Annotated in this window: 11 protein-coding genes and 2 pseudogenes; 6 read left to right on the forward strand and 7 right to left on the reverse strand. The window is 37.1% G+C overall.

The annotated features are described in order from the left end of the window. Nucleotides 1–65: 65 nt before the first annotated feature. A complete protein-coding gene (locus JFT89_RS08995) occupies nt 66–722 on the reverse strand; it encodes a uridine kinase family protein (protein WP_201039784.1) in 657 nt (218 codons plus the stop codon). Between the two features lie 535 nt (nt 723–1,257). Between JFT89_RS08995 and JFT89_RS30150 the strand changes: the two are divergent. The 3 genes and pseudogenes from JFT89_RS30150 to JFT89_RS09005 all read left to right on the forward strand — a co-directional run. Beyond that, nucleotides 1,258–1,380: pseudogene (locus JFT89_RS30150) on the forward strand (alpha/beta hydrolase); the annotation flags it as partial. 74 nt (nt 1,381–1,454) lie between these two features. Beyond that, nucleotides 1,455–2,108 carry a DUF2306 domain-containing protein gene (locus JFT89_RS09000; RefSeq protein ID WP_201039785.1) on the forward strand — a complete coding sequence of 218 codons (654 nt, stop codon included), beginning with the start codon at nt 1,455–1,457 and terminating at the stop codon, nt 2,106–2,108. A gap of 203 nt (nt 2,109–2,311) precedes the next feature. Further along, nucleotides 2,312–2,428, forward strand: coding sequence for a YjcZ family sporulation protein (locus tag JFT89_RS09005; RefSeq protein WP_002069235.1), 117 nt, complete (start codon nt 2,312–2,314; stop codon nt 2,426–2,428). Nucleotides 2,429–2,575: 147 nt separating this feature from the next. Here JFT89_RS09005 and gad read toward each other — a convergent pair whose 3' ends face one another. After that, nucleotides 2,576–4,045 (reverse strand): glutamate decarboxylase, encoded by a 1,470-nt coding sequence (gad, locus tag JFT89_RS09010; protein ID WP_201039786.1) that lies wholly within the window; start codon nt 4,043–4,045, stop codon nt 2,576–2,578. A gap of 105 nt (nt 4,046–4,150) precedes the next feature. Here gad and JFT89_RS09015 point away from each other — a divergent pair. Further along, a pseudogene (locus JFT89_RS09015) lies at nt 4,151–4,465 on the forward strand (Tn3 family transposase); the annotation flags it as partial. Nucleotides 4,466–4,578: 113 nt separating this feature from the next. On the opposite strand, the gene JFT89_RS09020 reads toward JFT89_RS09015, so the two are convergent. The 4 genes from JFT89_RS09020 to JFT89_RS09035 all read right to left on the reverse strand — a co-directional run bounded on the left by JFT89_RS09020 (nt 4,579) and on the right by JFT89_RS09035 (nt 10,006). Further along, nucleotides 4,579–5,190, reverse strand: coding sequence for a DUF2812 domain-containing protein (locus JFT89_RS09020; protein ID WP_201039787.1), 612 nt, complete (start codon nt 5,188–5,190; stop codon nt 4,579–4,581). 16 nt (nt 5,191–5,206) lie between these two features. Continuing rightward, the gene (locus JFT89_RS09025) at nt 5,207–5,521 is read right to left on the reverse strand and encodes a PadR family transcriptional regulator (RefSeq protein ID WP_001078068.1); all 315 of its coding nucleotides are present in this window, start codon (nt 5,519–5,521) and stop codon (nt 5,207–5,209) included. Between the two features lie 139 nt (nt 5,522–5,660). Then, nucleotides 5,661–7,400 (reverse strand): S-layer homology domain-containing protein, encoded by a 1,740-nt coding sequence (locus JFT89_RS09030; protein WP_016094631.1) that lies wholly within the window; start codon nt 7,398–7,400, stop codon nt 5,661–5,663. 221 nt (nt 7,401–7,621) lie between these two features. Next, nucleotides 7,622–10,006, reverse strand: a complete 2,385-nt coding sequence (locus tag JFT89_RS09035; protein WP_201039788.1) for an immune inhibitor A domain-containing protein — start codon at nt 10,004–10,006, stop codon at nt 7,622–7,624. Between the two features lie 381 nt (nt 10,007–10,387). Here JFT89_RS09035 and JFT89_RS09040 point away from each other — a divergent pair, with 381 nt between their 5' ends. Further along, entirely contained in the window at nt 10,388–10,939 is a 552-nt protein-coding gene (locus JFT89_RS09040) for a DUF4352 domain-containing protein (RefSeq protein WP_016094633.1), read from the forward strand. Nucleotides 10,940–10,994: 55 nt separating this feature from the next. Here JFT89_RS09040 and dhaK read toward each other — a convergent pair whose 3' ends face one another. Further along, a complete protein-coding gene (dhaK, locus tag JFT89_RS09045) occupies nt 10,995–12,746 on the reverse strand; it encodes a dihydroxyacetone kinase subunit DhaK (protein WP_002069225.1) in 1,752 nt (583 codons plus the stop codon). A gap of 177 nt (nt 12,747–12,923) precedes the next feature. Here dhaK and dhaS point away from each other — a divergent pair, with 177 nt between their 5' ends. Continuing rightward, entirely contained in the window at nt 12,924–13,490 is a 567-nt protein-coding gene (gene dhaS / locus JFT89_RS09050) for a dihydroxyacetone kinase transcriptional activator DhaS (protein WP_016094634.1), read from the forward strand.

Genomic DNA, 13,490 nt, shown 5'->3' on the forward strand with positions numbered 1-13,490 from the left:
CCTCTCGAAAAAATATGAACAATTTATTCACTAACTTGCTATTTTAGTAAATAAATTATTTGCATTTAAACTTTATAAAACTCAAATGTATTTTTTTCTAAACATATTGCTTCATTGGAATTTTTGATAATAATATCAAAACGTTGACTATACTGATGCATAAACACTTCATACTGAATCCGACGTTCTTCATGAGACTTCCTTAAGTAATTAATATCGGCTCCTCTTTCAATAATATCACGGCTAGACCTTCTCATTAATTCTGTTTCTCCATCTGTATAGAAGTAAATTTTCAAATCAAATAAATTTGGATTAATAAATGCGACACTCATTCCTTCTACAATCGTCACCTTATTTTTCGAAGAAATTAACTCACTTTTTATATAATGTGTACCCATTGTATAAAAATCTAAACCAGCTCTTACCATTTGAACGTCTCTTTCTAACGCAGACAAATGATGGGCTGATGGATGACAAGCTGTCATTTTATCATAATGATTTTCATTCTGATATGTATAGTGGATATTTGTATACTTTCGTACATTTGAACTAACAATGTATGGATCTGTATTAATATAACTCACTTTATTTTGATTTAATTGGTTTATGAGCTTATTGGCGAACGTTGTTTTTCCGGCAGCACCGTGTCCTGAAATACCAATAACAATCTGTTCATCGGTCATACTGATCCAATTTATAATTTCTTGTAATAACTTTTTCATTATTCTCCCCCTGTTACTAATATACCCCCTTATTTATATCATCTTAATATAGAGGTATTCTACTGTAAAATCATACGCGAAGTAAAAAATGGTATGATTATCCATCATATCATCTCTATTTTTAAAAAACTATATTAATTTCCGAAGGATTTTATTGTTATTTAGGGTAGTACCACATCCGCCATCAAGCTAAAATTTTATAGTACCCCCAGAACGAAATTTTTATCTCTCTACAGTTATTTATGTGAATTCAGCTCGTTTTTTTTCGTTTTGGGGGATAATTAATTTTTTTAACTTGATGGCGATGAGGTGGTACCCCTACTAAACGAGCAATTATCTGGTGTCAATTTACATTTAAGGTTGCCCCAGCCATATTTGCATAAGATGGGCCTGCTGCTTGCATAACTATTGCGGTCATTACTGGAACCGTGACACCTACTCCTAAATTGATTATTGAGAAAATAATTGCTAATAACAAATATGGCGCATATGGATAAATTAACCATAACTTCCTTTTTTGTTGTATGATTAATTAGGTGGTATTATTTCTAAAATTAATCACGGAATTTCTTTAGCAAATCCTGAACTGTTTAATAGCTTAGTCGAAAACTGGATTGAGCATGATGCCCTGCCGAAAGAAGTAAAAGAAGTTAATTAAGTTCTCTTTTAACCCTAGATACACAGAAATATATGTTCTAGCTCCCTTAAATGTTGCAAGGAGGTGGTGAAATTATGAATAAAAAAACTCGGTTTATATTTACTTTTTCAGCTATTTTAGTAGCTGGTTATGCTGTGTTCCAATATTTTATTATGGATGGATTTCAAGCAGGGTTTGTTCAAATGAAGCTTATGTTTCTATCTAAAATGAGTGCGTTTTGGTACATTATGTTATTTCTACATATTGCAACTAGTGTAGTAGCATTAGTAATTGGTCCTTTTACATTATCCACAAAATTTAGAGAAAAGAATATCAGTCGCCATCGAATGATTGGAAAAATCTATATGATTGGTGTATTACTTGGCGGCGTTTCAGGACTTTATTTATCCTTTTACGCTACGGGAGGATTAGTAGGAAAGCTTGGTTTCGGTTTGTTATCCGTATTTTGGCTAACATCGGCATATCAAGCATTAAACAGAGTTAAGAATAAAAAAATTCAAGACCATCGGAATTGGATGATCAGAAATTATTCCTTAACCTTTGCGGCAGTTACATTAAGAATTTGGCTACCTTTATTTGTATTTCTATTTGGACTGAAGCATTTCGAACTTAGTTATGCTGTTATTGCTTGGTTAGCGTGGGTGCCAAATTTAATCATTGCAGAATTATTTATAAGACAAAGTCGTAATAAAGGACAACAACAGAAAAATGCTGATTTACATTTTTGATGCAATTTATACGTAACTCGGCTGAATCCCTTGATGGCAACCCGATGTCTTCCCACCCTACATAAGAAAATCACCTTAGGGTGTCTTTTTTTATTTTCAAAAGGACCTGCTCAATTCATGCTTAAAAACATAAAGTAAAGTGAACCCGTTAAAATACATGAGTGACCCCTTGTTTTATCCTCTTATCTAAAGGAGGAACTATTATGGGATTTGGTGGTAGTTGTGGTAGTTGCGGCGGCGGCGGCTTCGCTGGAGGATTTGCTTTATTAGTTGTATTATTTATTTTATTAATCATAGTTGGAGCTAGCTGCTTCTGCTAAACAAACTATTAGAAAAGACACTCATATATGGGTGTCTTTTCTTTATGGGATAGCGTCAGAAAAATGCTGATTTACAACGTTAAGGAAATTTCAATATTAAAAAGCCTAATTTCTCAATTAAATATGAAGAAATTAGGCTTTTTTCATTTAGTGATGAAACCCATTATCACATTTCGTATCATGTGGCATAGGCCCGTCCAGGGAATCCAGAAAGGCAACGGTCTGTTTGAGGTTCCTCAAAAATAAATGCGCGAGATCCATGGAAAATCCATTTCGAACCACAACGCGCATGATCGTCACCGCTTCCATATCTGGAGGCAATGGATAGGCGGGTACTTGCCAGCCGAACACACGCAATTGTCGAGATAAATCATAAAGATTCCAGTTTAATGTGTAACCATCTTTCAGTCGCCAAGCGAAAACCGGAATATCCGAACCATCGGACAAAAGTTCGAACGGTTCCATCTTCTGAATCTCCTTGCTAAGAAAAAGAGCGACTTTCTGAGAAGCCCTTTGGACATCATAGTACCCACTTTTTCCCAAACGCAGATAATTGTAATATTGCAGGAGCACTTGTGCGCCAGGACGAGAGAAATTCAGGGCAAAAGTCGGCATGTTCCCGCCCAAATAGGAGACGCGGAAGATTAGATCCTCAGGGAGATCTTCAGCTTCCCGCCAAATTATCCAACCCAACCCAGGATAGACTAATCCATATTTATGTCCGGATACATTGATGGACTTCACCCTCGGTAATTGAAAATCCCAGACTAAATCTGGTTGAAGAAACGGTGCTATAAATCCCCCCGAAGCCGCATCCACATGCATGGGAATGTCGAGGCCCGTCCTCTCCTGTAAATCGTCCAACGCCTTCGCAATGGCGGACACCGGTTCGTAAAGCCCGGTATAAGTCTCACCGAGAATCGGTACTACACCAATCGTATTTTCATCCACGACAGCGAGGACCCCCTGAGGATCCAATCGGGGATGCTCTGGGCTAACCTTCACATAGCGTGGTTCAACCTCCCAATAGTTCGCGAATTTTTCCCACACGACTTGAACAGCAGAACTAAACACAATATTGGGCCGATCCACCGGCTTCCCTTCGCTTTTGCGTGCATTTTGCCAGCGTCTCTTTAACGCAAGCCCCCCGAGCATACATGCTTCCGACGATCCAGTTGTTGAAACGCCCATAGTCGTAAGGGGGCTGGGCGAATGCCAGAGGTTTGCTAAAATGCGAACACACCGCTCCTCAATTTCGGCTGTCTGTGGATATTCATCCTTGTCAATCATGTTCTTGTCGAATGATTTGGCATATAAGTGCTCTGCGGCAGGCTCCATCCATGTGCTAACGAATGTTGCAAGATTCAAGCGGGCATTGCCATCAAGAGCAATTTCATCATGGACGATTTGATACGCTGTTTCTGGTAACATGCCTTCATCAGGCATGTGAAAGCGCGGAACGACTGATTCTCCTTCGCGGGCAAACAGGGGATTTATAGAAAATTCGTGAGGCAGCTCCATTTGCACGTGACGCGGTAGATATTGTGGATTATCTGGCATGATCTCTTTTCCTTCGTATGCATCGTTTTGAACTTTTGCTTTTCGATCCTTTGGCATACAAGTCCCCCTTAATTAATTTTTTAACAAACATATTATTTACAAAAAAGCAGTTGTTAAACCAAGGGGACAATTCTAATAAAAGGTGCTGCCACCATTCGAATTAAAGGAGAATCCATGAATGGACTTGCAAGAGCTATTTTCTTCGGTAAACAAGGTGAGCTTAGGGAACGAACCATACAGCATCAATTGCAAAGGGCCAGTGCCTTAAACATAATTATCAATGCCATCAGTATCTGGAATACTTTACATCTAACAAAAGTAGTTAAATATCAAAAACGGATAGATAGTTTTAATGAGAATTTATTGCATCATATGTCACCTTTAGGTGGGGAACATATCAATTTACTAGGAGAATACCATTTTAATTCAGAGAAAGTGGTCTCATTAGATTCTCTAAGACCATTGAAACTTTCTTAGTGTTGTAAATCCGCATTTTCCTGACTCTACCCCATGCCCATCAAGCTAACCAAGTACACCATTTACAAATTCAAAAGAATCCCCCTCAAAGCATCAGCTTTAAGGGGGTCCTCCTAGTATCTTCTCTCTTCATACAATCGATTTGCTTTATATGAGAAAAAGAAAAACATACCAATCGCAGCTGGGATAAACAACCATGAAATGCCCCTCATTAATGCAAATGGTGTTTCAAATAAGAATGATCCTAAAAATGCTGCGCCGTGCATATCCCATAATCCTGGTGTATAGTATAGGTCTTTCGGATTTAAAATCGCTCCTAGATCAATTGTTTTATTAAACATAAATAGGATTAATATCGGCAAATAACATATTGCTAATTCTAGAAATGTCTTAGATAGACGCTTGTACTTCCCTGCTCGTGACATTTGATCTGAAAAAATGTCATCTTCACTTTCCTCATCTACCTTTTTAAAATATTGCGTACCAGACCACCATTTACCGGCTATATGCTTCCAGCCACTATCTTCAAATAACGTACAGTAATTAATAAAATCTTTTCTTCTATTAAATATTCTATGATCTATTTTAATTGTCGCATCTTCCGGTTCTGCGATTCTAAATTTATAACCGAATGTATTACTTTTTAGTTGATAGCCTTTCCAAGCCATCTCTTCTAACCATTTTTCCTCTTTCTCAAAGTCCAAAAAGAATTTCAATCTCCACATCTTCGCTTCCCCCTAACTATACATTTAATAAGCTTTTTGTAACCCCAATAATGTGCTGCATTCTCATAAAGTCTAAGTGCAATACTTCCTTCCCGCGTTCCGTAATGACATACACTTTTCTTCGTTTATCTTCACTTTTTACCGATTCTATTAACCCTTGTTTTAATAAATTTTCAACCGCACCATACAATGTACCCGCTGCAATTTTCACTTGATGATTACTCAGTTCCTCCACCTTTTGCATAATTAAATATCCATGAGCTGGCTCTAATAAAGCTAAAAGAACGTAATACGTTGTTTCCGTTAATGGTAAATTTTTATCTCTATTCATAAAGACCTCCAGTGTAACGATGAATATATAGCCAAACTATATAGTTTAACTGTATAGTTTCATTTTATACAGTCCGACTGTATATGTCAAATTAAGGTATAAAAAAACAACCTAGATCCTTCATGGATCTAGGTTGTTTTTAATACATAAACGTAATCGTCACCAAAGAATACCCTTCTTTTGCATTAAACGGCTCCGCTTTATAAGAAACACGGTTCGCTCCTTGCGGATAACCGATTTCTCCAATTACTTTTTTCACATCTTGCAATGCGCCATCCATTGATTGTTTATAAAGGATTTCAATCTTTGCTGACTTTGTGCTATAACGTTGCTGCATTTTATTTTTGAATTCATTATAGTTATTTGCGATATATTCATTTCCTAAATAATTTAACTTTGTATCTTTTAATATTTGCTGATATGCAGGTGTTTTCGTACCACCTGTCGCAATTTTATTTGTTAATGTACTATAATAGTTTGTTGTAGCTTGCGGATAGTCCCCTCGGTTCCACTCATGATTTCTTGCGATTTGCTCATCTGATAAATTGAAATAGGAATACGTAACGCGGCCTTGTTCATCTGGTACAGGATCATCAAATGTTGTATCAAGATGGTACCATTTGTTATCGATTTTCACTAAATTCCAAGCATGAGGCTGACCCTCTCCAGTTCCTACTACAAAATGATTCTCAATTCCAGCTTCTTTTAATAATTGATAGGTTAATAGTGTGTAACCTTGGCAAACGGCAGAACGATTCGCGAGTGCCTCATATGCTGTATACGCTTTATAAGACGTATCGTAAGAAACATGTTTTACAACATAATCATGAATCGCCTTCACTTTTTCATGATCATCCATTCCCGCTTGAATAATAGAAGAAACGATCGCTTTCGCTTGTTTCATCACATATTCTGTTTGTTCTTTCGTTTCACGATATGTAATATTTAGCGTAAACGTATAATTCCCTGGCGATCCAGATAGTGAGTATGAAACATTCGATCTATTATAATTTGTATACTCATTTTTACTTGCGACTTCTTTATACGCGTTAAAAAGTGTATTCATCACTTCTTCTGTATTACTATTTTTCGTTTTATATGGAAGTGTAATATTCGTTTCGTACATATTAATACGTGTTTGCACTTCATTTTTGAATGCTGTTAATAATGCCGCATCTCCTGTATCTTGTACCGCAACCTCAGGCTTTTTATATTTCAATGCATTATATAAAAACTGTGCATACTGTTCACGCGTTACCGTTTTAGCTGGTTCAAATTTCCCGTCTCCTGTACCAGATGCAATCCCGTTTGACTGCACCGCACTAATCGCATTTTCTGCCCAAAATCCATTTGGAACATCATTAAATGTATGTTTTTGTTTAGCTGAAACTTGAAACGCATTTTTAATAATTTGCGCCATTTCTGCGCGGCTAACAGAATCTTTCGGTCTAAAACCGCCATTTCCATCACCCTTAAAAATCCCCAATTTCGTTAACGTTAAAACCTCTTCCGGAAACATTGTAGAACCTGAGCGAATATCTCCATACGGATTATTTAAAGTAGACCCATCTTGTAATACATAACGAGCGCCATCATTACTGAACGTACCACCTTGCTTACTCGGCACTAGCACTCGATAAATTAAAGCCGCAACTTGCTCCCTCGTCGCAACATCACCAAAGCCAAACATCCCATTTCCATAACCTGAAATAATATTTTTACCCGCTAAGTCTTTAATCGCAGGATAGGACCAGTGCGATGTAGGTACATCGGAAAAAGTACCCGCTTCAGCAGCTTTCATCTCACCAACATTTGTATATAATAAAGCGCTACCAATAAGTGATAATGATGTAATTGATTTTAATAGTTTTATGTACATAATGCATTCTCCCAATACGTCTTCTATTCTTATTATTTTTTGTCGAAAAATCTAAAAGACTATGACAAGAAACATTATACATTTAAAACTTTTCGGAGGATATATTAAATTTCAAAATATGCAAAAACTCATATTTTCATTATGGTTTCCACAATAAAAATAGAGCTGTCCATAAGTCAGTTTCACCAACTTATGGACAGCTCTCATAGTTTCACCTTATTCTATCGATGAATCCAAACTGCACCTGCAGATTTGTCTTCAGCTTGACCTACTACTTCAAACTTCAATCCTAGTTTCGGCAACTTACGTCCTGCATCTGGAATTGCACTGTTGATGTACTGCTTAGAATCATCAAATTTTGCAACTCCTGGTAATCCTTTATAGTCAAAGATACCGCGAGTTGGCGAATCTACTCTCCATGCTGGCGTTTGATCAAATGAGAATGCCGCATCGGCAATTTGATAACGCGTACTGCTCTTCACAGTCGGTTGCCCGTTTAATGTACCTACGATTGCCTCTGGATGAGAATCTACTACTCCTAAGAATCCTTCACCTGGATGAACGCCTACCCAGTTATCTGTAAAGCTTTGATCCGCATACCATACAACCATTCCTGTATTAAATACTGGACCACGCGCATGTTGTAACGCCGTGTCAGAACCAGCGTAATTTCTCCACTCTACATAGTAGTTATTTTTTTTCTGTTCCAATCCGTTAGATACAGTAAATCCTTTTAATGTCATTGCTGGTTGGCCTTCTGCATCATCCGAGAAAACAACTTTGCCATCTACAGTTAATGCTGCATTATCTAACGCAAATCCTTTATAAGCTACTGCAATATCTGTTAAATATTCAAATTGCAGTTTTACTTTTTTTCCTTTAAATTGGCTTAAATCGTATGATTTATCAACCCACTTACCATCAGTTGTATCCACGCCGCCTTTTACATCTTTTTCGCCCATTCTATCAATACGTGTCTTCGTTCCATCTTCTGCAATCGCATATACGTCAAGGAAATCATACTTCGCTTCAAGTTCGTAGAATGCCTTATAATCGAACTTAGCATCCTTTGCATTTGTTAAGTCAAATACTGGTGTCTCAAGTGTTGTATGAATGTCATTTCCTTTTGTACTGTAATAAAACTTCTTACCAAATGCTGACTCGATATTTTTAATATCTTTGTCTGGTAAGTTAACACGAACGATTCCTGGTCGTTTTGATTTTGTAACACTTTGATCTAAATATGTTGCAACACCGACTCCCGTGCGAAGTTTATCATAATCTACCTCAACGATATTCGCCCAGTTGCCATTCATATTCTTTTGGAAAAACTCTTTATTTTGTGGTGAGAAACTTGTTGGCTCTGTTCCTGCAATTTTTCCAGCCCAGCTGCCGCCGCTCATAATAGACCATGACTCAACAGGTTCACCTTGTCCTGAATACTTTGTATCGTACTCATCTGGTAATCCTAAATCATGACCATACTCATGCGCAAACACACCAACTGCTCCGTCCTCAGGCTCGATTGTATAATCGTATGCAGCCATCTTTCCGCCCCAATTCGAAACAGAAGATTTTGTGCCATCAATCGCATATGGTTTTGATCCAAGTTTTGAACGATGAGACCAAATCGCATCATCTTTCAATTTACCGCCGCCAGCTTCTTGACCAACGCCAGCATGTACAACCATTAAATGATCAATAATGCCATCTGGCTCGTTTTTATTTCCATCACCATTTTGATCGTATTGATCAAATTGGTCATAATCAGCTAAGTTAATTCCTTTTGCTACCGCTGCTTTTAATGCTTCTTTCACAAGATCACGCGGTCCTAAAGGACCTTTGTTATCATGGCCAGTACCTGCATCCGCACCATAATCTGAAGCTTTTCCTGGAACAGTAAGCCATTCCGTTACAGTTCCATCAACTGTGTAGCTCCCGCCAGATTGTTCTTCATAATATTGTTTAAATGTGTTAATCTTCGATCCATCAAATAACGTAAATGGTTCATTACCAAATAACATTTTTTGATAATGTTCACGATTGAAGTCCTTAGAATACATGTATCCTGGCTCTTGATCAATATTGTTATGCTTAAAATCGCTAAATTCTACAAGTAAAACAAGTACTTTATCTTTTCGAACAGCACCGTTGTACTCTTCTTGCTTCGCTGGTGCAGTAGGTACTTTTCCATTTAATTTACTAGAATTCAATCCTGCACCTTGTCCAGCTACTGGCCCTACTGTTGGCTGCTGCGCCTGTTCATTTTCCTTCATTTTTGCATCTTTTACTTTTTTCATAAAATCAGAAGCTTCTTGCGTAAGACTATCTCCTGTCAAGATTTCTTTACCAGGGTTTTCCCCTTTCTTTTTCTCAACATATTTCTCGACAGCCTTTGACGTCTCAGCTTGTGATGCAGATTGATCAATTACGCCCCGTTGTTTTAGCGCTTCTGCCAAACGCTCCTCCGGTATTAAATGCTCATCTATTGGTAGAGATGATGGCGAATCAGCATACGCCGCATGACTTCCAAAAGCAAAACTACTACTTAGTACTGCCGCTGTTGCTAAAACTGATAATGGTTTTAACTTCTTATTCTTTTTCAATGCATTTCCTCCCCAGTGTCTGCAAATTATCGTTTTTTTTGCCGATAGAAACATAATATTCTCTTTATAGAGAATATTCAATGTTTTTCAACAATTAAATGTTGAGAAATATTTTTTTATGCAGGGTGGGATACATAAGATAAAAAATACAAACCTTCTACTAGTTTATGTTTTGCACATAACCATAAAGTGGAATCACTCGTTCTTTTGTTTTGATGGCGATAGAGTAGTGCTAGGAAAGGAAATAACAAACAAGAATAAGGTGTCTAAAGGACCCCTATTTTGATCCAATAATGAGACATTATGTTAATCTTAATAGAATCTCTTTATAATATGTATAGTTGCACAAAATTGAGAAACTTAAGGAGACAGATAAATTTTATGAGGAAATTATTCATATTACTTACTTTAATTCTAGTATTAGCCAGTGTTACGGCTGCTTGCACACAAGATAAAAAAGATAGTGCCGTTGAAAATGGTCCAATAGAAGAACCAACCGCAAAAAATGAAAATGAAGAATTAATAAATTTTGAAGAAAAAGAAGATATGAGCCGCTTGGAACAAGGTATTTTATTAGTTGGTGAGAGTGTTAAGGGAGGCTATTACTTGGCCACCGTTCAAAGTGCATATTTAAATGCTAACAACGATTCCGTCGTTGTTAATGTCTCTGTAAAAAATGTACGAGGTCAAACGATTGGACTATCAGAATTAAAATATAACTTAAAAGATGAAAAAGACGGAAAGGCCTATGAAGGAAAGGTGCTTGATCAAAACCCTTCTGATATACAAGTTAAACCAAATGAAACGGTAGAATTAAAAATAGCTTTTGAAGTACCAAGTACCGCAGATGAATATATGTTTTATATTGAAAGCTCTTTAGATCCTCTAGGAGCACACTGGAAAATCGATAAGCTGCAATCACAAAAAAACTAAATCTAAAATACAATATAAAAGTCCCTCTACCTAAGGCAGAGGGACTTTCTAATTTCTATCTCAAACTACCCGCAATCTCCGTAAAGATAACTCCAAGCGCATGTGCACCTGCATCAGGATAGCCTAAACTTCTTTCACCAACTGTACCGGCGCGGCCCATGCGAGCGACGATTTCTTTCGTATACTCTGCTCCTTTAACCGCTGCTTCTGCTCCTTTTTCAAAGGCAGTTTTCATATCTTCTTCGTTTGAAGCGCTATTTAACCAAGAGTCTACACATGGAGCAAGTGCATCAACAAGTGTTTTATCACCAACTACCGCTCCTCTACCGAACGATCTTTCACCGATAGATTGTATGCCGTGAAGTGCCGCTTGCAATATTTCAGCGAACTCGTTGGCTGTTAATTCACGTTTCTCGCCTGCTGCTTTACTAGCTGCGCGGAATGCTCCGCCCCAAATTGGACCAGAAGCCCCGCCGCAATGTTCCATAATAATCATTGAACAACCGTCAAGGAACGATCCAATCGTTACATTATCTTGTCCTAAAATAGAATGCCACTCACGCTTTAATTGCTTAAATCCTTTTGCAACACTCATTCCGAAATCACCGTCACCAGCATGTGTATCTAACTCACAGAACGGTACTTCATTTTTAATAATAATGTCACTCATTTTATCAACGAGATAAATCATGTTGTTTAATGTAATGACATTATCTTTAATAACAGCGTGCTCTTCCGCTGTTTCTAGTTCAAATGAAACTTCCTTCTCTTCTACATCTTCAAGCACATTAACATACTCTACACTCTCAACTGGTCCATCTACTTTAAATGCAGGTGTATTACATTCTTTAGATAGTAATGTTTTTAGCTCATCATCTAACTTCATCACTGTTAAAGACATACCTGCCATATCAATACTCGTCATATAATTACCGACGAATACTCTATTAATTTTAATGTTTCTAGCAGCTAATTCTCTCGTAACTGCGTTGTTAAATAAGTATAGTTCTTGCAGTGGTGTTCCGCCAAAACCATTTACTAGAAGTGCGATTTCCTCACCATCTTTTACTCCTAAATCTTTTATTACATCATTTGTCATACGGTTAGCTAATTCATCTGCTGACAGCGTTTTTTCACGTTTAATACCTGGTTCACCGTGAATACCTACGCCGTATTCCATTTCATCTTCCGCAAGTGTAAAAGTAGGTGATCCGCTCGCTGGAACTGTACAAGACGTTAACGCTAAACCGATTGTACGCACGTTAGCCGCTGCTTTTTCTGCGACAGCTTTCACCGCTCCTAAATCCATACCTGCTTCCGCAGCTGCACCGGCAATTTTATGCACTAAAATAACTCCCGCAACACCGCGGCGTCCTACTGTATACAGGCTATCTTCTACCGCAATATCATCGTCTACTTTTACGTAGTCGACTTCAATTCCATCTTCAGTCGCTAAATGTGCACCGTTTTTGAAATTCATAATATCGCCGCTATAATTTTTAATAATTAATAACGTACCTTTTTTACTAGCTGTCTCTTTAATCGCCTGATATACCTGAATTTGTGAAGGAGAAGCAAACACATCTCCGCACACTGCTGCATCCAGCATTCCTTTTCCGACTAGACCTGCATGCGCTGGCTCATGACCGCTACCGCCGCCGCTAATTAACGTTACTTTATTTTCATTCATTTCTTTCTTCTTAATAACTTTATATTTTTTCAAAAACTCAAGTTCTGGGTGAGCCATAACCATTCCGTTGCACATTTCCATTACTAATGTTTCTGGTTTGTTTATAATCTTTTTCATTGTGATTCTCCCTCAATTCCTTTAATATATTGTGATATATTTGAAATCTTCTTCTTACTACTCATGTTAAAATGAAAGCGTTTTATAGTAAACGGACAAAATGGACAATCTGTCTAAAGACACCGCTCTCATTTATAGATAGGATTTTCATATTACTACATTCTAGGGATGATTCAGATGACCTCTTCTATAATTTCTAAAAAGATAATCGCGAACTCATTGAAATATTTAATGGAAACAGAGTCATTTCATAAAATATCAGTGAGCGATATTATGTTACACTGTCAAATGCGTAGGCAAACTTTTTACTATCATTTTAAAGATAAATTTGAACTATTAAGCTGGATTTATAGAGAAGAAACGAAAGAAAATATTATAGACTTTCTCGACTATGAAACATGGGAAAATATTTTTGATTTATTATTTGATTACTTTTATGAAAATCAAAAATTTTACCGAAATGCTTTTAAAGTCATTGAGCAAAACTCGTTTAATCACTATTTATTTGAGCATACGAAAAACTTATATATGAAGATTATTGATGAACTATCTATGAGCTGTAGATTAACTCTTTCTATTGAAACAAAAAATACGATTGCCTCCTTTTATAGTCACGGCTTCGTTGGAACGATAAAAGATTGGATTGAAAGCAAGTGCGAAGTAAATCCGTCCATCATGTCTTCTCTCATGAAAAATATGATAAATAATCAATTACTACTTTTACTCGAACAATCAGCAAAGTAA

This window comes from Bacillus sp. TH25, assembly GCF_016650935.1.
Lineage (GTDB): Bacteria > Bacillota > Bacilli > Bacillales > Bacillaceae_G > Bacillus_A > Bacillus_A mycoides.